Consider the following 25,792-nt stretch of genomic DNA (forward strand, 5'->3'; position numbering starts at 1 on the left):
AACAATTGGCAAATGTCATTAAAACATATGACATTTATCAAATTCTGTCTGCATTTTAACGCTTTTAAAATCAGAGACACTTGTCATAGTACTCATTAAATTCAAGAAACTAACCTATCTCAACGTGATAGATACAATACCTGCAAAATGATAAAACAAATAACAGTAGAACAGTTAAAATAAAGAATGATATGATAGGCAACTGAATTAACTTTCAGATAAGGAACTGAAACGCGGATAGTACTTGAGTACGGCAAGTCGAAAGTGACCGTGAATCAAAGTTAATTCAGTTGACTATCATTAACAGAAATGAGCAATTTACTATCTCATTATGATAAAAAAAGAGATCAGAACATCATTATGTCTAATCTCTTTTTGTCTTATCACGTCACATATTATTAATACCTAATTTTAAACGCATACCAAGAAAATGAATCAGAAAAATTAATATTATTATGTTCTTGATTCATAGCGGCTGTAATCAAAACGGCAACTCCTCTTCCTCAAGGACAAGATCAGCCAGATCCGCTGCCACATTATTTTCACGCATGGCACGTTGGGCACGACTTTCAAGTAATTGGAATGATTGTCCCAAGACTTCTGTCATATAGTGCCTTTGCCCATCTTTTTCGTAAGAACGCGTACGCAGCTCACCATCTAATGAAATCAAGCTGCCCTTCGTTCCATAAGACGCTAAAGTTTCTGCCAAACGTCCCCAAAAGACCACGTTGATAAAGTCGGCTTCACGTTCACCATCCTTACCTTTAAAACGACGATTGACTGCAACTGTAACACGCGCAACAGATTTATCATTGGGAGTTTTCACCACCTCTGGTGTTGCCACCAAGCGACCGATTAAAATAGTTTTATTATACATAAGATTTCCTCCTAACTATTTATTCGGGAAAAGTTAGGGAAAATAAACCATTTTAATAAATTGCTACCTATTCTTTATTAATAGCCAGAAATCTCGTTTTCTTCAAATGAATAGCTTTTATACTAGCTTTACAATTTATTCAATCATTAATCTACTCCATATCTGAAATCATATCTAAACGAACTTGGTGACGTCCTCCTTCATACTCAGTGGTTAGCCACTCATCCACAATCATTTTCGCAAGTTCAATACCAATAACTCGCGAACCAAATGATAAAACATTTGTATCATTGTGCTGTCTTGATAATTTTGCTGAGTATGGTTCGCTACAAATAACGCATCGAATCCTTGGAACCTTGTTGGCAGAAATCCCAATTCCAACACCTGTACCACAAATTAAAATCCCTTTATCAACAACTCCTTTAATGACCGCCTCAGCAACAGCTTTTCCAGAAGCGGGATAATTAAACCGTTCTACGCTATCTGTTCCAAAATTAATAACATCATAGCCATATTTTTCTTCAATATATTGTTTAATCTGTTCTTTATAGTCCACAGCAACATGATCATTTCCAATTCCTATTTTCATAATCTTCTCAACTCCTCAATCAAAGTTGCATAGGATTTTTCTTTTCCAAAAAGTGCACTAGTTCCCAAGATAAATCCATCTGCCCCCAGACTACTAAGTTCTTCGATAATAGCTGGACTACAGGCGCCATCTATCATGACTTTATAGCCAAATTCTTTTTTGAGATCAATCAGTTTGGCAATTTTCTTTCGTGTGAAATCAATAAATTTCTGTCCTGCAAAACCAGGATTAACAGTCATCACTAAGACATAATCAACCAACTCCAGTGTTTCCTGAATCGTTTCAAGACTAGTGTCAGGATTAATGGCTAATCCTGCTAGCTTGCCTCGATCTTTAATATGACTCAATGTTTTAATGATGTACCTTTCACTTTCAGGATGAATATAAATAATATCAGCTCCTGCCTCAATAAACCAATCTACTTTTTCAGATGGATTGTCGATCATTAAATGACAATCAATCAGTTTAGACGTGTATTTTCTAATGGTTCTAACATCATTAATCCCCATGGTAATATTTGGAACAAAATGTCCATCCATTATATCACAATGATACATATCAATATTTGCTTGTTCCAGTAACTCAATTTCTTTTTCTAAATTGCCAAAATTTGCACACATCATGCTTGGCGCTAAAATTTTTTCCATTTTTCACCTCATAAAAAGTAGTTCTAAATAATCTAGAACTACTTCAGTAATAAATTGAATCAATTTTTCGAAATAAGAGTTATTATTTTTTGAAGTATCTCATCGCTTTTATCCGAAATAACCGTTACATCTTTTAGATCAAAAGCTTTTACATTCGAGAGATTATGAAATTTAGTGCTGTCACAGAGCAGAAAAGTATTGTCTGAATGTTCTCTAACAATCCTTTTCTTATTGGCTTCTGCTAGTGTTGGAGTCGTTACCCCATATTTTTCATCAATGCCATTCACACCTAAAAAACATTTATTAAAATAAATATTTTGTAAGTTCATTTCCGTCAAGGGACCACTAACGGATGAATTGATAGGGTTATATTGTCCTCCCAAAGTAATAATCTCAGCAGCAATTCCACTATTAATAGAAAAAATATCCGTATTAGTTGTATAAATAGTAATTTTTTTATCAATAATCTTCTTAAATAATAATGAGCAGGTCGAGCCAGAATCTAGGTAGATAATGTCGCCGTCTTCAACATAAGTTGATGCTATTTTAGCTATTTTATCTTTTTCTGCACTGTATAAATTGTTTCTAGTTGCTATGGGAATTTCTCCTGTGGCAGAAACCAACTTGACCGCTCCCCCAGACAAATATTCAATTTTATTATTTTTCTGGAGTTCTTTTAAATCACGACGTAAGGTTGATGCAGATACTTCAGAGAATATCCGCTCAATCTCTTCGAACTTTATTAATTCAGTATCTTTAAGTAATCCTAATATTTTTTGTTGTCTTTCATATGGTATCATGGTACACCTTCACCTAATATTCTATTGACACCATATTACTAAAAAAAACTATTTCCTTCAATAATGTAAAGTTATGCTAATTCATCATTCTTATCTGCAAATACAAAACCTAAAACCGCACCAACTACAGTAGAGATTGCTAATCCTATAACACCATTTATCACATTTGCATTATCAACAATGAAAGCTGGAAAAGTAGTAACACTTCCAAAAACAAAGGCATTTGTGACTACTTTTGTAAGACCGAGATAAGCACCACCAACAGCACCAGCAATAATTTGAGATAGGAATAATTTTTTATTTTTGACCAATAAGCCAAACAATGTAGGTTCAATAATAGCAGATAAAACTATCGTCATAACTCCTGCCATTGCGAAGTTTTTCAATGTTTTATTCTTAGCTTTCAACCAAACCCCAAACGCTACACCAATAACCGCAAAATTACAAGCAAAGGTTAAGGGAACAATGTAATCAAAGCCATTTTGTGAAATATTATTAATCATAATCGGATTAACCGCCCAATGAATACCGAAGCTGACAAGAACACTCCAACCTCCCCCAATTAGAACACCTGTCAGAGCACCACTGCGTTCAATCAACCAATTCACCACATTCGCGACGGTTTCCCCGCTATATACTCCAATCGGTCCAATCACGATAACAGTCAGTGGAACCATAATGCCTAAAGAAATAAGCGGTAGAATAACAAGCTTCAATGTTTCAGGAATATGCTTATCCAACCATTTATATAAAAATGAATATGCCCAAATAGCTAAAATAATTGGTACTACAGTAGAGTTATAATTCATAAGAACAACTGGAATTCCAAAGAAAGAAGTTGTTGCTCCATTTCCTGTATTACCTAGCAAACCTAAAAAATCAGGATGCAATAACGCTGCACCAATTAATGCAGAAATATAGGGACTTGCTCCAAATCTTCTCGCTGAAGAAAATGCCAACAATACCGGCAAGAAATAAAATACAGCCATAGAAGTTGCCATTAAAATACTATAAGTACCACTTTCTTCGCTAATTAAGCCAAGTTGAACGGCTAAAATTAGTAAGCCTCTTAGCACTCCCGATCCCGCCAAGGCTGGTAACAATGGTGCAAAAATACCAGAAATCGCAGAAAAAATATTACTAATGACACTTCCACTTTGAACGTTTTTGACTTCTAGACTGTCTTTACCACTCCCTTTTACTAATGTTTCAAATTCATCATAAACATGTGGAACCTCAGTTCCAATTAACACTTGATATTGACCAGCTTTATCAATAACATTTACCACCCCTGGAACTGATTTCACAGCGCCATCATTTGCTTTTGAAGCATCCCTCAAATTCAAACGCAAACGCGTTGCACAATGGGTCATATTAGCAATGTTTTCAGGTCCACCAACATTATCTAAGATGCCTTGAGCTGTTAATTTATACTCTGCCATAACATGCCTCCTTTATTGTTTTCCTTTTAAAAATTCCAGCATCAAATGATTGACTTTGATAGCATCATTACTATCAATAATCGACTGAATATAATCTAAACCTAAATGATCAATTAAACCATCTAAGTAATTTATCATTTGGACATTGTGCTCTGCTTCTTCAACGGCAGGTTCGATAACTGGGAAAGTATCAAAATAAATCACTCCGTCATACTTATTTTTTTTCAAATAATAGAGCAATTCCAATGTTTTAAATGGGGTTGCAGAACCTATCATTAGACCATCATCTACAACTCCGTAGCCGTCATTAGCATGAATACCATACAATTGACCTCTACTACCAAATATATCAGCTGCAAAAGCTGGGTTCTCATGCTTCATTAACATATGGCAATAATCAAGGGTAACTCCGATATTTTTTCTATTAATCTCAGAAAGTAACATTCCCGTAATCCCCATGCTATCAACAAATGCGTAAGACCGTTCTTCATACGGCTTATATTCTATGCTAATTGCTAAATCAGGAGCGTAATCACAAATGACTTGATAAGCAGCTACCAACTGATTCCAGACTTTTCGGTAATTTATTTGAAAACTATAATCAAAGCCGTCAAATCCCAACCAAATCGTCACCACTTGACCACCAATATCTCTACAATAATCAGCTGCTTCTTTGCACAAGTCTAAAGCTTTTTTGGCTATTTTGGGATTAGCGTTTCCAAGTTCTCCATTAATAAACTCTTTTCTAAATCGAAGTGCGACACCATTTGCCTTTAAATGGCATTTATCTAAAAGCGCTTTCATTTCTGAGGAAGAAACACCTTTGGTATGTTCAGGATAATTAAGATCAACATAATTTAATCCAGCCCTCGAGAAATCAGAAAATGTTTTTTCTAAATTGTACTCTTCCAAGCGTAAATACGAGTTTATTCTAGTTGCTAATTTCATATTTTGTCACCTTTTTCTATCTTTAGTCATATATTATCATACAAAAGAATCTTATTCAAGTATATATTTCATATTTTTTCTTTTTTTATCAAAAATAATCATTTTATTGAACAAAAAAGCAAACTTCAAACATGAAGTTTGCCAACGATTTTAATATACTACCAACGATTTTAATATACTACCACCGTGTTATGGAAGGTTGATTATATTTCCCAATGTTTCTCAGCATCAAATGCCTCGCCAACCTCTGCACTGTCATCTAGTTCAATGATACCTCGAACCTGCGGTGCATTTGGAAGAGCCAACTCACGGGGACTACACATCATCCCAAAGCTTTCTTCACCGCGTAGTTTCCCTGGAAAAATCAAACTTCCACTTGGCATCATAGCACCTGGTAAAGCAACAATTGTTTTGAGACCGACAGCTGCATTAGGCGCACCAGCTACGATTTGCACTGTCTTATCTTTAGCTACCTGCACTTGGCAAATATTGAGATGGTCACTGTCTGGATGAGCGATCATTTCCACGATTTGACCAACCACAAATTTTGGTTCGTTATCTGCGACGAGCTTTTCTGAAAATCCTTCCTTAGCCAATTCAGCATTCAAAACAGCAACATCATCTTCTGTCAGAAAAACCTGACCACGTCCATCAAGAGCTATTAAGCCAGAAATCTCAAAGATATTCCAAGCCACTGTTTCTCCAGATTTCTCCACATAAATACGAGCAACATTGCCATGACGCTCAACAGTTACCTTTTGCCCCTTGTCTTGCTTGATGGTCACCATCAAAACATCGCCGACCTGCTCCTTGTTATAAGTATAAATCATTTCCTTTAAAATCCTTTCAAAAATGCGTTGATTTCATCCTTCGTTTTCCGATTCTTATCCACAAAACGACCAATTTCTTGACCATTTTCTAAAACTATCAGGCTAGGAATGCCAAAAACATCCCATTGTTGAGCTAAGTCCATAAAGTTATCACGGTCAACCTGCATAAAGGTGAAGTCACTGTTCTCCGTCTCAATAGCCTCTAACAAGGGATAAAGGTACTGACAATCCCCACACCAATCAGCTGTGAACAGCAAAACCGTTTTTGAACCCGACTCTATCTGCTTAGCAACCTGTTCGTAAGACAATGCCTTAATCATGACACAACCTCCTGTGCAATAATCTCACCCTGTTCATAAACAAAATCAAATTGACGACCATCTGTAAAAACCACACCACCTGTTGTTTCACTGCCGTCTTCAAATTCATTGATGTAAACAACCTGAATATCCCCATATTGGCTAAAATAAGCACGAATATCTGCCATACGACGAGCTTTCTGTGCTTCACCAATCTTATAAGCCACCTGAGCAGCAAGGGCTGTGAGGCCCAAACCAAGCAAGACCCCACCCAAAATGCTTATTTTTTTATTCTTCATAAGCACTATTTTACCATAAGAAAACGGCACCAAGACAGTTTTTGACATTATTTTTAGAATAATCATGTTTATCATTGACTTTCCCAACTATAAAGGTTATGATGAATAAGTAATTAATTGTCAGAGTTATCATGTTTCACATTTTCATCTCCTTTTATTTACGCATCATAAAAGGAAGGAAGTAACTCATTATGGCACAAGGTACTGTAAAATGGTTTAACGCTGAAAAAGGTTTTGGTTTTATCTCATCTGAAGAAGGACAAGACGTTTTTGCACACTTTTCACAAATTCAAGCTGATGGTTTCAAATCACTTGATGACGGTCAAAAAGTTTCATTTGATGTTGAAGATGGTCAACGTGGCCCTCAAGCAGCAAACATCGTTAAACTTTAATTAAACGATAAAAAGTCTGAGATAAAGTTCTCAGGCTTTTTCTATATCTAAAACAGCCAACCTCTAAACCCTTCACCACTGCACCCTTTTTCATTTATAGCTAAAAGTGGTAAAATGCTAGTAAGACTTATGCAAACGAGGAGACTGAACTGATATGACTGATTTATTTAACAAAATCAAAGAAGTAACCGAACTCAAAGCGACCTCAGGTTTTGAACAACCCGTCCGTGACTATCTCCGTGAAAAAATCACACCTTTGGTTGATGACGTTCAAACCGACGGTCTTGGAGGCATTTTTGGTATTCGACATCACGAAGATGCCAACGCTCCACGCATCATGGTGGCTGGTCACATGGATGAAGTCGGCTTTATGATTAAAGAAATCAAAGAAGACGGAACTTTCCGCGTGGTTGAACTGGGTGGCTGGAACCCACTTGTTGTCAGCTCACAACGGTTTACCCTACACACACCTGATGGTCGTGTCTATCCCGTTATTTCAGGCTCTGTTCCTCCGCATTTTCTACGTGGGTCAAACGGTGCTTCACTTCCTAAAACAGCTGACATCGTCTTTGATGCAGGATTTACCAGTAAAACCGAGGCTGAAAGTTTTGGTGTTTTCCCTGGTTCTGTTATCATTCCCGATTCTGAAGCAGTCCTAACAGCCAATCAAAAACACGTCATCAGCAAGGCATGGGACAACCGCTACAGCATTCTTATGGTACCTGAGATGTTAGAGGCAGTGAAAAACGAAAAACTAGGTCACACCCTAATCGCTGGAGCTAACGTTCAAGAAGAGGTTGGTCTTCGCGGTGCTTACGTATCCACAACCAAATTCGACCCTGAACTCTTCTTCGCCGTTGACTGTTCTCCTGCTGGTGATATTTATGGTAATCCTGGAAAACTTGGAGACGGTACCCTAATTCGTTTTTACGACCCAGGTCATATCATGCTCCCAAACATGAGAGATTTCCTATTGACAACCGCCGAAGAAGCAGGTATCAAGTATCAGTATTACCCAGCCGCAGGTGGTACCGATGCTGGCGCTGCTCATCTCAAAAATGAAGGTATCCCATCAACAACTATCGGTGTGTGTGCCCGTTACATTCACTCACATCAAACACTCTATGCCATGGATGACTTTATCGAAGCACAAAACTTCCTACAAGCAATTGTGAAGCGCCTTGACCGCTCAACGGTTGATTTAATCAAGAAATACTAGAAAGGACTGAGTTGGCACCAACCACTCAGTAAAACAAACGATGAAAATTGGATTTATTGGTGTAGGTAAAATGGCTTCCGCCATCATCTCTGGAATCAAACAGACGGAGCATGAGATTATCATCTCCGGCTCTTCACTGATGCGCTCGCAGGAGATTGCTAAAAATCTTGGACTTAAAGCTGCTTCGTCTCATCAAGAATTGGTTGAACAAGTTGACTTGGTCATTCTGGGAATCAAACCACAGATAGTTGAAACCGTCTTAAGCGAACTCGATATTAAAAAGCCCATCATGTCCATGGCAGCTGGGATTACTCTGGATCGCCTTGCCCAACTCACTGACTCGTCACTCCCTCTCATCCGCATCATGCCAAATATGAATGCCCAAATTCTCCAAAGCACCACAGGTATCTGCTACAATCCGCATGTCAGCGATGACTTAAAAACAACTATACGCCAGATAACGGATAGTTTTGGAACTACTTTTGAACTAGCTGAGAAAGATTTTGACACCTTTACAGCCCTTGCTGGCTCAAGTCCTGCCTACATTTACCTTTTCATCGAAGCTATGGCCAAAGCGGGAGTTAAAAACGGTCTCACAAAAGCACAATCACTCGACATTGTTACACAAACGGTCATGGCTAGCGCACAAAATCTCATGACATCTGAAGACAATCTTCACGTCTTGATTGACAAGATTTGTAGTCCTGGTGGAACCACCATTGCAGGTCTCATGAATTTAGAAAAAAACGGTTTAACCCATAGTGTTGTGTCAGCTATTGATGCCACTATTGATAAAGCCAAGAAGATGTAAAAAATGATATGCAGCAATAATTGCTAACCCCCAGGCGGTCAATTCCTTTGCGGCTTCTTATCATATAGCGATATAAAAAAGACGTTGAGAATTGCTATCTCAGCGTCTTTTACATTGGTACAGTCTTTTGAATTAACTTTTTGATACATGCTCACTTTCGACTAGGCGTACTCATACTCAATGAAAATTAAAAGCAGACTAGGCGACGCCCATGCAGATGGAACTGAAGGTCATCAAATCAAGTCAACAAGGTCTTCTTTTGATTTTCGAAGAGTATCAAGTACTGTTCTGCGTCTTTTTTTTGTTCCTTGTCTAAAAGTTAATTCATTTGACTATATAAATAGCATCCCCAAAAATGCGATTAAATTATTAAAAGCATGGACAGCGATACTATATTTAATATCCTTGGTCTTCCAGTAAACAAAAGCTAAGGCAGCAGACATCACCCCATAACCAGTAACACTGCCAAAATCAGTTGGCATATGAGCTAGCGCAAAAATCACTGAACCTGCAACTAAACCCAACCATTCCTTTTGCGGAAAGAGGCGCTTAGCCGCAAATCCTCGAAAAATAATTTCCTCAGTGACAGGGGCGACAATGACAACCAGAACAAAGAAAAGTGAAAGTGGCACCATTCTCATCAAATCATTCAAGCCAGCTTGATTAACCGTATCTGTCTTTCCTTCTAGTTCAAGAAGCCAAGACGAAAGACCATGTCCCAGTATGATAATAGCGTAAGCAATGACGAGTGTCATCCAAATATACTTCGTCTTACTACCAGAAAGTGGGCTAAAAATCTCACGCTTTTGAGCAATTTCAACTGTTAAAGCTCCAATAATTAAACAGATAAAAGTGATGCTCGCAGTTTGAACTAGTCCGAACTGCCCTTTTTCTGAAACTTGATTATAACCTAAAACGCCACCGATAATTAAAGAAGGCACTTGGGTCAGTAAAAATAACCCGGCCATCAAAAACAAGGTTTTAAAAAACTGTTTCATGAAATCTCCTTAAAATGAACTAGGACTATTGTATCATAAAATACAGTTGAAAATAGCGGCTATCCCTATGAAGCTAATAATACAAAACGATACAAGGTTTACGAATAGCAAGCGATGAGGAAAAATATAGTCAAATGAATTAATTTTCAGTCAAGAAACTGATACACGGGCAGTGCTTGAGTAGGGCAAATCGAAAGTGACTATGTATCAAAGTTTATTCAAAAGACTATCATTTCAAATAAACTATCTGAAATGATCTGGTAAACGTCCTCTCTGTTTCACTTTAAAGGGAGGGGGCAATTTCAAATCACCCTAGTCTCTTTTATCAGACAAAGGCTATTTTATAGCCTCTGTCTGAGTATCTTAGAGAAGGACTTTCGTGATATTTTAGTCACAAAACTTTAGGGCTTTTATGCTGGCTAAGGTCCGTCAGTAATGGCGCTTAGCCATTAGCTAAATTGGCGCAGTTGACCTTTCTCTAAAGCAAGCTGAATATCTGCCATTTGGGCTAGTGCTTTACTATGCGTAACCATAATCACACACTTATCTTCTTGGTGAGCGATAGTTTTAAGGTTACGGACGATGTCAATGGCAATCTCTTCGTCTAAATTACCAGTCGGTTCATCTAAAAGCATGACCGGTGCTCCTGAAACAAGAGAACGGGCAATGGCGACACGCTGTTGTTGCCCACCAGAAAGTTGTAAAATATTTCGGTTAATTTGTTCTTTTGACAATCCTAAATCCAGCAAAACATCAGGTGCTGCCTTTTTGTTGACCAGTCTGATATTTTCTAGAGGGGTTAGATAGTCTAGAAGATTATAATTTTGAAAAACTAAGGATACATGATGACGACGGTAATAAGGGTATCCAATATCTGTTAAATCTTTCCCATCTATGAGTACCTGACCTGATGATGGTTTGTCTAATCCTGCCAGAAGAGATAATAGCGTTGTTTTTCCGGTGCCTGAATGACCGACAATAGAGTAAAACGTTCCCTTTTCGAATTGATAGTTTAAATCCTTAAATACCTCTTGTTGACTAATACTGTCGTAAGTATAGGATAAATTTTTAATCGTTAACATTTCTATCTCCTTACGAAATTTTATTTAAAATATCTTTTGGTTTTAATAACATAATTGGTACACTGGCTGCTAGGATTCCAAGAATAATCAAACCACCACTGATGACGACCATGCTGATTAACTCTTTGGCACTCAAGTTAACTTGGAAATGTTTTACCGTCTGCATGATAAGATCGGTCTGACTGTCAGCGCCTAATGAATAGCCACCTAGTTGCTTCATGACCTCTTCTCTAACAGTACGAGTAACAGAGTCTACGGTTCGATTGGCTAACCATTGTCCCAGTGTTTTTCCAATAAGACTAGCGACAACAAAAGATGGGATAGCTAGCAAGATGTTTTCAACAATGTATTGGCTGATGATATCCAGCTTAGACTTTCCAAGAGCTAAAAGGACTCCGCATTCTCGTAGACGATTATAAAGATTAAAGATTAAGAGTAAAATCAATAGTACGCCACTAGCAATCATAGTAACAACAACTAAGCGTTTTACGGTCTTTTGGAGGAGACCAATACTACGATTATAAGATTTTAAGGCAGGATTTTGCTCAGTTAACTGGTAATTTTGCCAATTGACATCTTCAACATTTTGTTTCACTTTGGTGATAAATGACTTAACCTTTGCTGATTTTTTCAAGCTGTAAGTCGCTTCGCTATAGAGTGTTTTTCCTTTAGTAAAGCCGAAAAGATCACTGGCTAAACTTGTATCAGACAGTAGAGTGTTGGAGACTAATTCGTCATTAAAGTTCGGTCTATTAAATGTTTTTCCACTAAAGATACCAATGATTTCAACTTTTAGAGGTGTTTTATCTTTTCCAATATAACGCAAGGGATCACGTCCCAAAGTTAGATAATCACCAACTTTGAGATTGTTGTGCTTGGCAAAGTCTTTGTGAACAAGAATTTTATGATGGTCATTTGCTTTTATATGACGACCACTTTTAAGTTTCAACATTCCCGTTTGAAATCGGTTATCCTTATGACTGTTTGAAATCCCTTCAACAGTGATGATGGCAGCGAGTTCTTCTCTTCGGTAATCCCCTTCAGCCGTTCCAATGGGAACTAGTTTAGCATCTTCTAAATTAGCATAGGACGATACAGATGAGACAAAGTTCTCTACTTCAGGATAGCTAGCAATTTTCTGAAGGGCTTTTTCAGGAAGCTCTCCAGATCCATGACCATCACCTACAAAGATATTGCTTGGGGTTAGGGTGACTGTCTGAGTGAGGTGATGTTTTTTTACGATTGCTCCTGATACAGATGCAGATAGGCTAAGCATGGCTACCAAAAAACTAGCAACGGTACTAAAGAGTAGGAAATTAATAATCGTTTTTGCCTTTTTTCGGTGTAGGTAGTAAATGGCTCTTGTAAAAAATGACATGATTGCTCCTTCATTTTAGATAAGACGTGATGCTTAAGACATCATTGCAAAAATTTTCTTAGGTGGGTAGTTTAATAATGACAGGCAAGCTAGTAATACAGAACTTACTGATAGGGCTAAAGCCGTTAAAATGCTATAGCTAATATCGGCAAAAGTTAAGCTAACCGTATGAAGACTAAGTTGTTTTAGGTTAAGATAATTGGCAAGAAAAGCCACTGGCATTAACTCACCGTTGTCGGTAGTTTCATAGCTTACTTTTAAAATATCGCGAATCAAATTATCTCTCATGCTAGGTAGTAAGAGGGCGGTTACTAGCATAGCCACTAGGGAGGCGACACTAGTAAGTATGACGATTTCTAAAATGTACTGTAGCAAAATATCTCCACGACTTTTTCCAATTGATTGTAAGATGCCGATTTCAAGCTGCCTACTTTTCATCCACAAATTAAGGAAGAAGGCAAGTACAAGGGCACTGAGTAAAAAGGTTCCCCAAAACATTAGGGTGAAAAGTTTTTGTTGACTGCGTAAACCTTTCAATTGTGCCTGAATGCTGGCATCTTTTTTGATTTGATACATTTTGGCAATGCTTTCTTGATTCTCTAAATAGGCTTGTGCTTTAGAAGCTGCTGCTTTAGTTTTTGCCTCATAATAACTGGTGTGGTAATTCTTATCGGAATGGATTTTTGCTAGCGTTTTTTGTGTTGCGATGATGTTATTATCAAGAGTATCGCTTTCTTTATTAGCTATAGGGGATTTGATGACCTTGAAGATACCAGCTACCGTTAACGTATGCTTAGAGCCATTGGAGGCTTCTATGGCAAAGGAAGCTCCTGCTTTTAATCCATATTGTTGTGCGAAACCTTGGCTAACGAGAACTTTGCCACTATCGCTATTGCTTAGACGGACGTTTGATACTAAGAATTTCTTTTTGTTGAATAGGTGCATCTTCTCCAAAAAGTTTTGATTAATCAAACGGTAAGGTCTTGCTTTGGTAGCATTTTGGGGTTTTGCTGTTACTTCTTCAGCTATTAAGTGAGTGGCTTTGAGATGATAGCGTGAACTAACCTTTTGAAAGGCAGAGCGGTGAGAAGGGGAAATGGTGCTTTCAGAAGGGGCGTCAATTTGGGTCACGATGAAACGTTTTGATTGTCTATCAGACAATGTTTTGATGTCTCGATTGATTGCCGTATTGAGCGAGAGAAGAAGACTTAAAGAAACCGTTACTAATAGTAGTAACCCCGTTAGTATGGTGGTTTTGATATAGTGTCTTTTTAAGTATAGTATGGAACGTGTTATAGCATTCATAGACTCTCCTTTGCAAGTAAACTATCTTAGTGGTTGTGATGTCTAGTAAAAGGATTTCTTCTGACTCCATACAGAAAAAAGAAGAGATTCGTAGACTTGTTAATACGATAAGTGGCAGAGGTAGTAATCATAAAAACGTAGTGCTTGAACTAAGCCTGTTATTCATTTTTATACTAACAAGAGGCCGGACAAACGTCTTAGCCTCTTGAGTATTTTATAAAAGTGATGGATTTATCGTCTTTTGAATTAACTTTGATACCTCGTCACTTTCGACTTGCCACACTCATACTCTTCGACAATCAAAAGCAGAGCTTGTTGACTTGATTTGATGAAGACAGCTCTATCTGCTATCTGTGTCGCTTAGTCTGCTTTTAATTTTTATTGAATATCGAGTACTGTCCGCATCTTTTTCAGTTCCTTGTCTGAAAGTTAATTCATTTGACTATATCTATTAATACCTCATGGTTGATTCGCTAGTAAGGCTGACCGCTAGTGGAGGCCCCTTATCTCTAGAGCTTACTAGCTTATTTTAGACATTATAGATTGTTTATTTTTCAATCGTTTTTGTTAGAAAGCGTCGTAACTCAGGACGTAGCAAGAAACCAAATGTTTTAGGTTTCTTTTTACCTTCAGTTGAGGCATTAACCAAGCCGACCAGTTCATTCTTTTCATTGATGAGTGGTGAGCCTGAATTACCACTATAAATTAACGCGTTGAATGTAAGGAAGCTACCATCAGACTCAATTTGTGTGATTTTTCCCTTGCTTTCCCAAAGCGTACTATACGGTTTATCACCAGGATAGCCAATAGCCCGTATAGTATCTCCTTTTTTCACGGAACTAATCGTTTTTGGACTAGCAATCTTTAGCGGGGTAATAGCTGCTAATGTCCCTTTATCTTTAGGGTTATCACCAATTTCTAAAATGGTCATGTCATCACTATCTTTTTTGGCAGGTGTTATTTTTTTGACAGGGTAGTCATAATCTTTTCCATCTTTGCCTTTGATACGGACAACAAGCTCTTTCGAAGGCTTTTTAGCGTCAGCAACTACATGCTTATTAGTAAGTAAGTGATGGCGTCCCACAAAGAAACCTGTTCCATAATCTTTTTTCCTTTTTAAATACTGCACTCTGACAACACTCTGATAGGGGTAGACTTGTTTTTTCTCTTTGACTTCTGTACGTGTTTTTTCGCCATCAATAACCTTATCCGCCAAAACAGTCGTGTGGCTTCCTAGTAGCAATAGAAATCCAAGGGCAATACATGCTACTATTTTCTTCATCATTGGTAAGTATCCTTTCTGTAGATATTACGATTTTTTCTGTTGTGATAATGGAGGAACTCTCTCTCTTTAAAATCAATCAGCACCGACTAACTCTTACTAACCTCCTAGAGTAAGCGAATGACTGATATTGTTAGTTTGGTAATAGGTATAAATGGATTTAGGTCTTATTGATATTAATTCTATTGCTAAAGCGATAAAGAGAATAAAAATTACTTTTCTATAACACTTTTTTCCTACTCTGTGAAAGAAGATGTAATGCCACTTTTTAGATTTGGAAAGGTGACGGTAAAAGCTACCCACCGCTTATCTTCTATCTCCATATGATAACCAAAGTGGTAGCGTTCAAATACCTGATGGGCAATAAATAACCCCAACCCTGTTCCCCCATCTTTACGGGAACGGCTATAGTCTGGGCGATAAAATGGTTGAAATAGCTGGTCGAGCTGCTCCTTGCTTAGTAATATCTCCGCTTCATTTTTTATGCTTAGCTGATTATCTTTTAGACCTATAATAATCTGACCTTGGGGTTTGGTATATCTAAAAGCATTATCGATAATATTTTTAATGGCTTTTAGCAGATACATTTTATTAGCTCTAACCAATTGTTCCTCTAACTCGATGGTTACTTGATACCCATCAAGCTCTGATAAGATATGGTAAACTTCCATCTCCTCCTCTAAGGCATTTTTTAAGGAGAAGACTTCTTGATGCTGAGCTACCCCGTTTTCTAATTTCGATAATGATAAAATCGTCTGAATGACTTGAGCTTGCCCTTCTAAGACTTTGCGGGATTTTCTTAGATACTTATCGCGATTAGCAAAATCACCGACATTGTAGAGCATGCCATCAATCATGCCGATGACACTAGAAATGGGTGTCTTTAACTCATGAGAGGTCATTCGTAGAAATTCCGACTTGCTTCTTTCTAAATCGGCTAATTTATCATACTCTTTGTTCAATGACTTAATGGTAGTAAATAGCTTATCGTAGAGCCTATTAATATCGCTAGCCAGATTGGCGATTTCATCTTTTCCTTTAACGTCACAGGATAGGTTGGTTTCTAAATCTGCCATTTTTCGCGTTGTTTTTGAGATTTTGAGCAAACGACTGCTAGACGTTTTGCTGTATAAAAACGCAACAATGCTACCTATGGTTAATGACATGAGAAGTAAATACGGGTATAGATTTAATAGAACCTTGCTAGCATCAGACACAGGTTGAAGGGATAATTCTCCCCACAAAGTGACCTTTTCTCCACTTTTTAAGGCAAAGGTATGCTTCATCACCTCGTTTTGAGGGTTAACATCTTTTTCAATGATGATGTCGCTAGTATCTTCGTCGCTGCTAATCTGTAGTCTTGGAAAAATCATATGATTCTTTTGATCGACCAAGGTATACCAAACATCTGATTTAGTATTTTGGGTGAGCACTTTACTGACTTGTGATAGGGATTTCCCTTCAATTCGTCGACTTACTTTGCTAAATTCTTGTTTGATCTCTTGCGTTTTAACCTTCTCATAATAGATGGGCATTATGAAATAGAGAATGCCCAGTATAATCGTGACAACGGCAAAGATGAGAAGATTAATCACCAAAAAGTTCTTTTTGATTAGTTTCATGCTCGATCACCTAGAAGATAGCCCATGCCAGTAACAGTCTTCAACGGTATGCCAGGCATTTTTTTTCGAATGTTTTTGATGTGATTATCCAAAACACGACTGTCCAATTCACAATATCCCCAGATAGCATCCATCAGTTGCTCTCTCATTACTAATTTCTGATGGTGCTGAGCGAGGTATTCTAAAATTTCAAATTCTTTTTTGGTTAGGGTGATGGATACATTTTTCCAAGAAACAGCTAACTCAGCCAAATCGATTGTTAACTCACCAACGGTTAAACGCTCATTTTGTGACACACTTCTTAAGGCATTTTCAATACGTTTGATTAGAATCAAGGGTGAAAAAGGCTTAGTGACGTAGTCACTGATTAAATGATTAAAGCTGACCAGCTGTGTATACTCATCATCCAGAGCAGTTAGCATAATAATAGGAATGTCAGATGTTTTTCGAATCTCTTCAAGAACCTCTATGCCCCCAATAGATGGCAGCATAATATCTAAAATGATTAAATCGTAAGACTGCTTACGCCATTTTTCCAATCCTTCTGCCCCATCAAAAGCAGCGTCTGGAACATAGCCATTAGCTTTTAAAAACTCACAAACTACTTGATTGATGGTCTTATCATCTTCAACTACTAGTATCTTAAACATTGTTTCCTCACTTTTTCGTTATCGTCTTTGTGAAATTTTCTATTATCCTTATTGTATCACATGCTATTTAGTGATTAGCCTGTCTTTTGAAAGAATCCTTTATCTTCTTAAGCGTAACTTAATCAAGCCAAAGTCTTCATAGATGCTAGCACAGGTCTCAATAATCTTTAGAAAAATTGGCTACTGATAAAGGAAGAAATAAGGTTATAAGAAAGTATAAAGTCTGCTATTTATAAGACTGACGAAGACAGAGATAGGTAAGATTGTGGGTAATGATTTTCCACAAACCTAGTGTCTGACTTGGTACAGAGTGAGGGGATATTTTCTTAAATCGATAGTTTCATTTAGTCCCTCCTTTACCTTTATGTTAATACTAGTGTAGCAAACGTATCTATTTATCACCTAATGCTCATCTATTTTTTATCTGTTTTTTTGATTAGAACGTGACTCTATTGGTCTGCATTTTATAATAAAAGTAGTAAAAGAGCCATCTTGCCTTCTTCACCCAAAACGATAATCCACTAAAAATGAATCTGTTAACGACTAATAGGCGGATGCAAATCCCAGTGAGATATTCGTTATCAACATCTCAATTGTTCCAGAAGATTGCCTGTCTTGAGTGGAGAGAAAAAAGAAAATCAGACTTGACTGGCACTGAACCACAGGTCCTTGAATCTGTTTTTAGATGAAAAAATAATGTTACCTTTCGCGAAGGCTTGACGACGGTACTATAGTCAAATGAATGAACTTTCAGAACAAGGAACGCAAGACCCGAACAATGCTTGATACTCAATGAAAATCAAAAGCAGACTAGGCGACACAGATAGCAGATAGAACTGTCTTCATCAAATCAAGTCAACAAGGTCTGCTTTTGATTTTCATTGAGTATGAGTAGGGCACCATGTATCAAACTTCATTCAAGAAACGATACCATTTTGTTACTAACCTTAGGTGTTAGAAGTGCAGACTGACTAGCCAGTTGCTGTATCTGAAGTAAGCACCTTTCTGATGATTCTCTTTAGATGCTCATCTCTGTGAACATGCAAAAAGAGAGAATCAATCGATTCCCTCTCATACTTAGCTATAAGTCACCCACTACAGTTGACCGTGAGTCTTCGTTCAGTGGTCTCACGGAAGCACTGAATTTTTCTATTTTAGAACCTTATTTTTTCAAACGTTCTACATCACGCGCAATCATCAACTCTTCATCAGTTGGGATAACCAAGACTTTGATTTTTGATTCTGGCGTAGTAATGTCACCGAAGTAGCCAAAGACATTCTTTTCTGGATCCACTTCAATACCGAACCACGTCAAACCAGCCAGCACGTCTTGACGCATGAGATAAGCATTTTCTCCCATACCTGCTGTGAAGACAATCACATCAACACCGTTCAAAACAGCAACATATTGACCGATGAATTTTTTGATACGATCGACAAACATATTATAAGCAAGAGTTGCTCCCTTGTCTTTGTTTTGAATGCCAGCTTCAATATCACGCATGTCACTTGAAACATCTGATACACCAAGAAGACCAGATTGTTTATTGAGCATATTAACCACTGCTGCCGCATCTTCCAAATCATCTGCATGCTCGATCAAGTACGGAATGATAGCTGGGTCAATATCACCAGAACGCGTTCCCATCATTGGACCTGCAAGTGGTGTGAATCCCATAGAAGTATCAACCGATTGTCCATGGTAGTTAGCCGTGATAGAAACACCGTTACCAATGTGAGCCGTAATAATTTTCAACTCATCAAGTGGACGACCAACTTGTTTAGCAGCTTCTTGCGCAACGTATTGGTGGCTGGTACCATGTGCACCGTATTTACGAACTTGCAAATCCGTGTAGTACTTACGTGGGATTGGGTACAAGTAAGTAGGCTCTTGCATGGTTGAATGAAAAGCCGTATCAAATACAGCCACACTTGTGATGTCTGGTAAAATTTCTTTAAAAGCACGGATACCAGCTGCATTGGCTGGGTTGTGAAGAGGTGCCAAGGCTGACAATTCTTCGATTTGTGCCAAAACTTTATCATCGATAAGCGTTGATTCTTTAAAGATTTCTCCACCAGCTACAACACGGTGCCCAACACCAGTAATTTCATCAAATGATTCGATGATTCCAAAGCTGGTTAAGTTGCTAAGAAGAATTTTAACTGCTTCAACATGGTCAGCAATATCACGAACTTCTGTTTCTTTTTTACCATCAAACTTAACTGTAGAAATAGAATCTTTCAAACCGATACGTTCAATAATACCGGCAGCAAGAACTTCTTCTTCAGGCATTTTATAAAGTTGCCATTTAAGACTTGAACTACCAGCGTTAATTGCAATTGTTTTAGACATAAGTCACCTCTTCTGAAATCGTTTACTATAATACATTAACCATTATAGCAAAAATCTTTCCTAAATGGCATTATCATCTTTCCAGATTTTCAAATTTTCCATAAAATCTTGTAAAACTTCTGGATTTTGAATATCTGATAAATGATAAACAAAAGTCTCGGGCTTATTCTCAGCCTGTTTTTGAAGAACAAACACAGACTTGGCATTGGCAGGATTACCAAACATGGTTTCAGGCAAAGTTATCACCGCTAAAATATCCGCATAGCCTGACAACCACTTTTTCAAAAGATCACTTTGCCCGCTCGTTAAGAGATTTATCGGCGCCAAAAGAATCGCTAAACCATCTTTTTTCAAGTATTTCAAAGATTGCTCCATCAACAAATGATGGGCGTAAGTGTGCTCGTTAGCCGCCGCAACTTGATAGCGCTTAGCAATGGTATCATTGGGATAATAACCAACGGGCAAATCACTGATAATAAGATCACTTTCTTTTAAGATTTGTGGGCGGACAGCATCTTCTTGAACGAAACTCACGCTTGAGCCCATAACTTCTGCAATAGAAGCTGATAAGTCAATCAACAAATCATCCAACTCTAAACCAAGATAGTCTAATTCTCGGTCACTGTTGTTAAGTAGTGTCTGAGCTAAATTTCCTGTACCACTACCAATTTCAATGACATCAAGATGCTCTTGACTGGTCAAATTCTCCAAAAGATAAAGCACCAAAAAACCAATAGCATCTGGTGTAAATTGGTGATTGGCCTGCAACTGCTCAGTCTGACTAGCCTTGATAAAGACAAACTGGTAGGCGCGACGCCACTCTTCCTTAGTTAAGCCTAAGGCTTTCAAGGTTTGGTTGTTCTCTTCAACCTTTTCCGGCGCATTATCAGCACCCAAATAGAAGGCATTTTGCTCAATCAAGGCATCGTAAATATTAGTCTTAATCTCATTTTCAATGAGTTGGATATTTTCTAAAATCAACTGATAGGCTGATTCGATTTTTTCAAAATTCATAGCTCCTCCGATACTTGACTATAATACCAAATTTCGGTGACATTATAAAGGCTCAGACGCCATATCAGGACTTGCTTTAGGCACTTTTCTTTCTGCTTTCACTTTTGTCTTTTCTACTGTTTTATCTGCTGACAATGGCGGAGCTTCTTTAAGAAAGTGATATGAAAATTCTTGATTATCAGCAATCACTGTCATCTCTAAAGTATCCTCACGAAACTGGTAAACTACCTTGCCTTTGTCAAAAAGGATTTCTCCTGAAGTCTCTTTAGCCATGGGCTTCGCCAACTCAGCTAAAACATAGGATTGGCTAGATGCTAGCTGTGCTGCTTGAATGCGATAAGCCATTTTTAAACGATGCGTATAGAAATTTAAGAGCAAAGACAAGACAGCCGCCATCAAAAGCGCATATAGAAGAACACCTGCTTTAAGACGCTTTTTCAAAAGCATAAAGAAATTCACGCACCCTTCCATCTTCAAAAATAATCTGAACACTTACGCTCTGGTCAAATTGCGTAAAATGAGCTGACTTTAGCTTGTAAATCATGGGCTGATACCCCCTGCCATCACTACTGGTTTTTCTAAAATCATCTTTTTTGGATTTTCCAAAAGCCAGAGTCTGGGTATTTTTTAAGACGACTAGTTTATCGTCAGACACCTTAACCAATCGAGAACCTGCTAATTCTGAGCGAAATTGCTGGCAAAATAGCAACCAATCCTGTTCTCTAGGCTGACTAATGTCATGGACATGAGCTGACACGACCTTAGTCATGGCTTGATATACCTGAATAGACCCCGACAAAACAATAAGAGCAAGCAAACATTCCATCAGGGTAAAGGCATTAAGGCGATAATGTTTTAACACGAAAAATCTCCTTCTCCTCAGACTTAATAATCGTTTCAGCGCTAGATTGACTAATAGTGATGTCTTGCCCATTCTTCCGCAAGTGTTTTTGATTGGTTTGCACTGCCATAATTGCCACAGACAGAGCTTGCGCTTGCCTATCTAAAGCCCTTAATTGTCTTTGGTGATAGTTTAATTGCCCCAAGAGAAGACTTGCCAGACTAGCTAGAATAGCTGTCGCTAGCAAACTTTCCCATAAAATATAGGCTCTAATCCTTTTTCTTTTGATATTGACCACTCCCTAAATACAATTGATAAGTCACACGCTCCCCAGGTGTTTTAAAAACAACCTTAGCCAGCGAAGAATTACCACCAGCTTTATTAAAAACAATTTCCTGCTCTTTTTCTGGAACGATGGTATTAGGAATCACGTAGTGTCCCAATGCATTCTCCACGTAGTTACTACCGATTCGTAGAACTGCTTGTTTGCCTTGGCTGGCGCTTAGGCGCTGAGTTTCCCGATAAACCTGTTCAAATTCTATGAAAAAGAGCTTGGTTTGTACCTGATTAAAAATGCTTTTGATAGAACCACTAGTAGTTAAGGCTAAAAACGTAACAACAGACAAGGTCAACAGAGCTTCTATCAAAGTGAAAGCCTTGAGCTTTTTAGTGTTTAGCTTTGGCATAGGTATCTGCTTGTTTTTGAGTGATATAGCCCTCTTGCACTAATTGATCAACCGACGGTTTAACATCCTTGTTCATTTCATACAATTCCATTTGGCTCTCCACCACCTTAACGACAGCTGCCTGACCTTTTTCATCAACAGCTGCCTTTTGTTTACTCAAATTAGGCACAAATAAAAGCATGAGCACACTGATGATGAGAAGGACGACTAACATCTCAATCAGAGTGAAAGCTTTTACCGATTTTCTTTTAACTTGTTCCAAATAATTCTTCACTTACATAACCTCCATAGATTGATACATTGGTAATAACATGGCTGCATAAATCATGACAATCATAAGCGCAACCAAGATAAAAATAAGGGGCTGAATTAGCTGCATGGCCCTATTCAAACGATAGAAAAATTGCTCCCAAAGTTCTTCTGAGAAGACATCTAACTCCTGACCGAGATGGCCTTTGGCATTGCCGTACTCGATAATAAGGCTTAATTCTTTCAAGAAAAAGGGGTAGTCTAAAACCTTAGCATGAAAAGACTGACCAGACAACAAAGCAGCCTGCATATCACGACCTATACTTGAAAAAAGGCGTGATTCCTGTTCCTGCATAAGCGACACAATTCTTGTCATCTCAACACCCTGACCTAAAAGATTTCCCCATTCACGCGCATAATAAGCTGTCAGATAAAGCTTGATTAAATAACCTACAAAAGGAATACTACTCAAGAAACGATAGAGTCTAATCTGCTCCATTCTCTTACCCAGATAAACTGCCAAAAAACTAAGACAAACAAGCGTCACCATTCCAAGTAAAAACACGAGAGGAAAATGTTCCAAAAGAGTTGTCGCTACATTGCCTTCTTCTAACTGGGGCAAGAGATAATTTTTAAGACCCAGCATGATTAAAAGCAAAAACAACAGCAAAATAATCGGATAGGTTGCCACTTCAATTAGCTTTTTCCTCATTAAGCCGACCTGTCTCAGGTAGGATTCAATTTTAGTCATACTCTTTTGACTATTACCATGAGTCTCCGCTAAGGATAACTGGGTTACAACTGCATCTGAGAAACCCAGATTTTTCATCAGAATCGGCAAACCAAATCCATTTAATAAGGTTTCATGCATAATCTGAATTTGCTTATCTGGTATCAGTTGACTGCGTTTTAGAAAATCAACTGTTTCAGGAAGATTAAAACCAGATCCCAAGAGATTGTTGAAAAGCTGAATGATTTTAACCTGCTTTTTTATAGCTAATACTCTCGGCTTGGACTTGCTCCTTAGTGAGATGTCCTGCCTTAAAAAGCTCAGCCAGTTGCTGGTTCCATCGGCTCGGAACATGGTCTTGGAAATTATCTTTTGCCACATCAATCAATCCACCTCCTCCTATCAACCGTTGATAGCAAATACCTGCCAAACTATTCCTTACTTCATCTTCTGAAACACCCAATTCAACCAAGCGATGATAGACCCCTGAGATACTCTTAGCATGAATGGTTGCAAAGACAGTTGCCCCTGTCAAACTGGCACGTATAGCAGCTCGTGCCGTTTCTTTATCACGAATTTCACCAATAACAAGTACATCTGGCCGATGCCTCAGAGATAACTTAATCAAACTATTATAAGTCATGTTAATATCTTCATTAAGCTGTAATTGCAAAATCCTATCATCCTTGATTTCAACGGGATCTTCAATGGAAATAATCTGCTTATCTTTAAACTTTTCTTGCAGAAGTTGATACATGAGAGTCGTCTTGCCACTCCCAGTTGGTCCCGAAAAAAGATAAAGCCCCCTAGAGTCAATTGCCTTCATGATTTCTCGCATACCATCAAACCAGTAGTGCAAATTGTGACGCCCATCATAAAGCAAGCGAATTACCAAACTTTCGTAGCCACGGTAATCCCCAACAGTAGATAAACGCAGTGAAACCAGTTCATCGCCACCAAAATCATAATCACAGGATCCCAATTGACTTCTACGCTTTTCGCCGACAGTCATTCCTGCCACAAATTTAAAGTGACTAATAAGACTAGCCATACGATCAAAGCCATAAGTTTCAATAAATCTCCTTTCATCACCAATTCGCATAAAGACATCATAGTCATCTTTTCGGGGAATGATATAAATATCTTGAGCTTCATATTCCACTGCCTGAGCAATAATTTCTTTTGCTAATTCTTGAACCATAAAACCTCCTTACCTATCTATTCGTAATCATTTCCCAAAACAGCAAAAAACACCTTATCTCACGATAAAGTGTTCAGAACGTAGACAAACCCCTGCAACTTTGATATTTCGGAACATCTCGCAGGGAAATGGGGAATAATTAAACACTCAAAAACGTTGAAATAACAGCGTTTTTGAGTGTTTTTGTTTTTGGCTACTGAGAAAAAAAGCTTGGAGGAAGATATCTAAAATAGACTTTTTCTTCAACCTGAACACCTTATCTCACGATAAAGTGTTTAGAATGTGGCAACCCCTGAACATTTGATAATTTTGGAAATCTTGCAGGGGATAACTAATAAGGAAACTCCTAGAAATACTCTTATTTCAACGTCTTTAGGAGTTTTTTATTTTCGGAAGACAAAAAGATTGAAGAAAAACGTCCACAATGACTTTTCCTCCAATCTGAATACCCTTATCTCACGATAAGGTGTTGTGTTGTTTGATTGAGCAAGAGGGGTGAATCCCTTCCGCATTTCGATGTTCAAAATCCAAATCCTGTAAATCTTCAGGAAGTTCTTGCCAATTTCCTAACATTAATAAGGAATGATATTGCTGTAAATTTTCGCCACACTCTTCGCACCAACGTTGATCATCTGTACGCCAAAAAGCTGACATCAAGTTCGACTTACTATTTACCTTGGGAAATTGTTCCTGTAAAGACTGCCACTCTTCTTGATAATAAGCAAGTGCATCTTCATAAACTTGGAACTCTTTAATAGCAGTGATATCTTCTTGCCAATCGTCTAAGAACCACCAAGGTTCAAAGTCGCCATACATTTTTATCACTTGATAAGCCATATCATGTGCTGGGTCTTTAGTTTCTTTATGAAAATCATCTTATCCTTCGCTTGAACAAAAACTAAGATAGCTCTATAACAATTTGAATAAAGTCTTATTTCTTTTTCAAACGACTATAAGAGAATATTTTCGATAATTAAATCACCCTTTTCCTCTCTATTATGTTTTGGTCATATAATCAAAAATAAGTATTCCAAATGATTATCCCTAATCCTTTAGTGACGTCTATTATATAAGATTATAGCTTAATGTGATAATAATTTGCTTGTAGAATACTACACAAATACGAACCTTACCTGGTTAAGTATAGTCTTTTGAATTAAGGTTGAGACATCGTCACTTTCGCCTTGCCCTACTCAAGTGCTGCCCGCGTCTCAGTTCTTTGTCTCAAAGTTAATTCATTTGACTATA

General features: G+C 37.9%; 29 protein-coding genes. 3 read left to right on the top strand and 26 right to left on the bottom strand.

The features are described from left to right. Positions 1-481: 481 nt before the first annotated feature. From A3IA_RS0107645 to A3IA_RS0107685, 9 genes are all read right to left on the bottom strand, one after another. Positions 482-877, bottom strand: coding sequence for a single-stranded DNA-binding protein (locus A3IA_RS0107645; protein ID WP_018380740.1), 396 nt, complete (start codon positions 875-877; stop codon positions 482-484). Between the two features lie 151 nt (positions 878-1,028). Beyond that, positions 1,029-1,466 (bottom strand): ribose 5-phosphate isomerase B, encoded by a 438-nt coding sequence (gene rpiB, locus A3IA_RS0107650; RefSeq protein ID WP_018380741.1) that lies wholly within the window; start codon positions 1,464-1,466, stop codon positions 1,029-1,031. Continuing rightward, on the bottom strand, positions 1,463-2,113 hold the full coding sequence (gene rpe / locus A3IA_RS0107655; protein ID WP_018380742.1) for a ribulose-phosphate 3-epimerase: 651 nt from the start codon (positions 2,111-2,113) through the stop codon (positions 1,463-1,465). Before rpe ends, rpiB begins: the two co-directional genes overlap by 4 nt. Before the next feature lie 59 nt (positions 2,114-2,172). Then, positions 2,173-2,913: a DeoR/GlpR family DNA-binding transcription regulator gene (locus A3IA_RS0107660; RefSeq protein WP_018380743.1), complete on the bottom strand. Its 741-nt coding sequence runs from the start codon at positions 2,911-2,913 to the stop codon at positions 2,173-2,175. A 71-nt stretch (positions 2,914-2,984) separates the two neighbouring features. Continuing rightward, positions 2,985-4,355, bottom strand: a complete 1,371-nt coding sequence (locus A3IA_RS0107665) for a PTS transporter subunit EIIC (protein WP_018380744.1) — start codon at positions 4,353-4,355, stop codon at positions 2,985-2,987. A gap of 12 nt (positions 4,356-4,367) precedes the next feature. Further along, positions 4,368-5,303, bottom strand: a complete 936-nt coding sequence (locus tag A3IA_RS0107670) for a sugar phosphate isomerase/epimerase family protein (protein WP_018380745.1) — start codon at positions 5,301-5,303, stop codon at positions 4,368-4,370. Between the two features lie 203 nt (positions 5,304-5,506). Next, on the bottom strand, positions 5,507-6,133 hold the full coding sequence (gene ytpR / locus A3IA_RS0107675) for a YtpR family tRNA-binding protein (RefSeq protein ID WP_018380746.1): 627 nt from the start codon (positions 6,131-6,133) through the stop codon (positions 5,507-5,509). 5 nt (positions 6,134-6,138) lie between these two features. Further along, a complete protein-coding gene (locus A3IA_RS0107680; protein WP_018380747.1) occupies positions 6,139-6,453 on the bottom strand; it encodes a thioredoxin family protein in 315 nt (104 codons plus the stop codon). Then, on the bottom strand, positions 6,450-6,806 hold the full coding sequence (locus A3IA_RS0107685; RefSeq protein ID WP_018380748.1) for a DUF4651 domain-containing protein: 357 nt from the start codon (positions 6,804-6,806) through the stop codon (positions 6,450-6,452). The genes A3IA_RS0107680 and A3IA_RS0107685 overlap by 4 nt, the downstream gene beginning before the upstream one ends. Before the next feature lie 116 nt (positions 6,807-6,922). Here A3IA_RS0107685 and A3IA_RS0107690 point away from each other — a divergent pair, with 116 nt between their 5' ends. The 3 genes from A3IA_RS0107690 (at position 6,923) to proC (ending at position 9,153) form a co-directional block, all read left to right on the top strand. After that, positions 6,923-7,123 (top strand): cold-shock protein, encoded by a 201-nt coding sequence (locus A3IA_RS0107690; RefSeq protein WP_018380749.1) that lies wholly within the window; start codon positions 6,923-6,925, stop codon positions 7,121-7,123. 154 nt (positions 7,124-7,277) lie between these two features. Continuing rightward, positions 7,278-8,342 (top strand): glutamyl aminopeptidase, encoded by a 1,065-nt coding sequence (gene pepA / locus A3IA_RS0107695; RefSeq protein ID WP_018380750.1) that lies wholly within the window; start codon positions 7,278-7,280, stop codon positions 8,340-8,342. 40 nt (positions 8,343-8,382) lie between these two features. Next, positions 8,383-9,153, top strand: a complete 771-nt coding sequence (gene proC, locus A3IA_RS0107700) for a pyrroline-5-carboxylate reductase (RefSeq protein WP_018380751.1) — start codon at positions 8,383-8,385, stop codon at positions 9,151-9,153. 332 nt (positions 9,154-9,485) lie between these two features. Here the strand turns inward: proC and A3IA_RS0107705 are convergent, their stop codons facing one another. The 17 genes from A3IA_RS0107705 to A3IA_RS0107785 all read right to left on the bottom strand — a co-directional run bounded on the left by A3IA_RS0107705 (position 9,486) and on the right by A3IA_RS0107785 (position 25,381). Beyond that, positions 9,486-10,151, bottom strand: coding sequence for a CPBP family intramembrane glutamic endopeptidase (locus A3IA_RS0107705; RefSeq protein ID WP_018380752.1), 666 nt, complete (start codon positions 10,149-10,151; stop codon positions 9,486-9,488). Positions 10,152-10,600: 449 nt separating this feature from the next. Continuing rightward, on the bottom strand, positions 10,601-11,233 hold the full coding sequence (locus A3IA_RS0107710; protein WP_018380753.1) for an ABC transporter ATP-binding protein: 633 nt from the start codon (positions 11,231-11,233) through the stop codon (positions 10,601-10,603). Positions 11,234-11,243: 10 nt separating this feature from the next. Then, the gene (locus A3IA_RS0107715; RefSeq protein ID WP_018380754.1) at positions 11,244-12,611 is read right to left on the bottom strand and encodes an ABC transporter permease; all 1,368 of its coding nucleotides are present in this window, start codon (positions 12,609-12,611) and stop codon (positions 11,244-11,246) included. Positions 12,612-12,644: 33 nt separating this feature from the next. Beyond that, positions 12,645-13,916 carry an ABC transporter permease gene (locus A3IA_RS0107720; RefSeq protein WP_018380755.1) on the bottom strand — a complete coding sequence of 424 codons (1,272 nt, stop codon included), beginning with the start codon at positions 13,914-13,916 and terminating at the stop codon, positions 12,645-12,647. A 547-nt stretch (positions 13,917-14,463) separates the two neighbouring features. After that, on the bottom strand, positions 14,464-15,201 hold the full coding sequence (locus A3IA_RS12300; protein WP_018380756.1) for a S1 family peptidase: 738 nt from the start codon (positions 15,199-15,201) through the stop codon (positions 14,464-14,466). Positions 15,202-15,434: 233 nt separating this feature from the next. Further along, positions 15,435-16,820, bottom strand: coding sequence for a HAMP domain-containing sensor histidine kinase (locus A3IA_RS0107730; RefSeq protein ID WP_018380757.1), 1,386 nt, complete (start codon positions 16,818-16,820; stop codon positions 15,435-15,437). Next, a complete protein-coding gene (locus A3IA_RS0107735; protein ID WP_018380758.1) occupies positions 16,817-17,470 on the bottom strand; it encodes a response regulator transcription factor in 654 nt (217 codons plus the stop codon). Before A3IA_RS0107735 ends, A3IA_RS0107730 begins: the two co-directional genes overlap by 4 nt. A 1,162-nt stretch (positions 17,471-18,632) precedes the next feature. After that, complete coding sequence (locus A3IA_RS0107740; protein ID WP_018380759.1) at positions 18,633-19,823, bottom strand: acetate kinase; 1,191 nt, start codon at positions 19,821-19,823, stop codon at positions 18,633-18,635. 60 nt (positions 19,824-19,883) lie between these two features. Then, positions 19,884-20,837: a class I SAM-dependent methyltransferase gene (locus A3IA_RS0107745; protein ID WP_018380760.1), complete on the bottom strand. Its 954-nt coding sequence runs from the start codon at positions 20,835-20,837 to the stop codon at positions 19,884-19,886. 42 nt (positions 20,838-20,879) lie between these two features. Next, positions 20,880-21,296, bottom strand: coding sequence for a competence type IV pilus minor pilin ComGG (comGG, locus tag A3IA_RS11985; protein WP_156802423.1), 417 nt, complete (start codon positions 21,294-21,296; stop codon positions 20,880-20,882). Further along, positions 21,262-21,663 (bottom strand): competence type IV pilus minor pilin ComGF, encoded by a 402-nt coding sequence (comGF, locus tag A3IA_RS0107755; RefSeq protein WP_407832246.1) that lies wholly within the window; start codon positions 21,661-21,663, stop codon positions 21,262-21,264. The genes comGG and comGF overlap by 35 nt, the downstream gene beginning before the upstream one ends. A gap of 13 nt (positions 21,664-21,676) precedes the next feature. Next, positions 21,677-21,976: a competence type IV pilus minor pilin ComGE gene (gene comGE / locus A3IA_RS0107760; RefSeq protein ID WP_018380763.1), complete on the bottom strand. Its 300-nt coding sequence runs from the start codon at positions 21,974-21,976 to the stop codon at positions 21,677-21,679. Continuing rightward, the gene (gene comGD, locus A3IA_RS0107765) at positions 21,948-22,364 is read right to left on the bottom strand and encodes a competence type IV pilus minor pilin ComGD (RefSeq protein ID WP_018380764.1); all 417 of its coding nucleotides are present in this window, start codon (positions 22,362-22,364) and stop codon (positions 21,948-21,950) included. Before comGD ends, comGE begins: the two co-directional genes overlap by 29 nt. Then, the gene (gene comGC, locus A3IA_RS0107770) at positions 22,345-22,638 is read right to left on the bottom strand and encodes a competence type IV pilus major pilin ComGC (RefSeq protein ID WP_018380765.1); all 294 of its coding nucleotides are present in this window, start codon (positions 22,636-22,638) and stop codon (positions 22,345-22,347) included. The genes comGD and comGC overlap by 20 nt, the downstream gene beginning before the upstream one ends. Beyond that, a complete protein-coding gene (comGB, locus tag A3IA_RS0107775) occupies positions 22,639-23,697 on the bottom strand; it encodes a competence type IV pilus assembly protein ComGB (protein WP_083902729.1) in 1,059 nt (352 codons plus the stop codon). Further along, positions 23,591-24,544, bottom strand: coding sequence for a competence type IV pilus ATPase ComGA (gene comGA / locus A3IA_RS0107780; RefSeq protein WP_018380767.1), 954 nt, complete (start codon positions 24,542-24,544; stop codon positions 23,591-23,593). Before comGA ends, comGB begins: the two co-directional genes overlap by 107 nt. Before the next feature lie 456 nt (positions 24,545-25,000). Beyond that, positions 25,001-25,381 (bottom strand): DUF1033 family protein, encoded by a 381-nt coding sequence (locus A3IA_RS0107785; RefSeq protein WP_051072809.1) that lies wholly within the window; start codon positions 25,379-25,381, stop codon positions 25,001-25,003. Positions 25,382-25,792 lie beyond the last annotated feature (411 nt).

Source organism: Streptococcus thoraltensis DSM 12221 (genome assembly GCF_000380145.1).
Taxonomy (GTDB): Bacteria; Bacillota; Bacilli; order Lactobacillales; family Streptococcaceae; genus Streptococcus; species Streptococcus thoraltensis.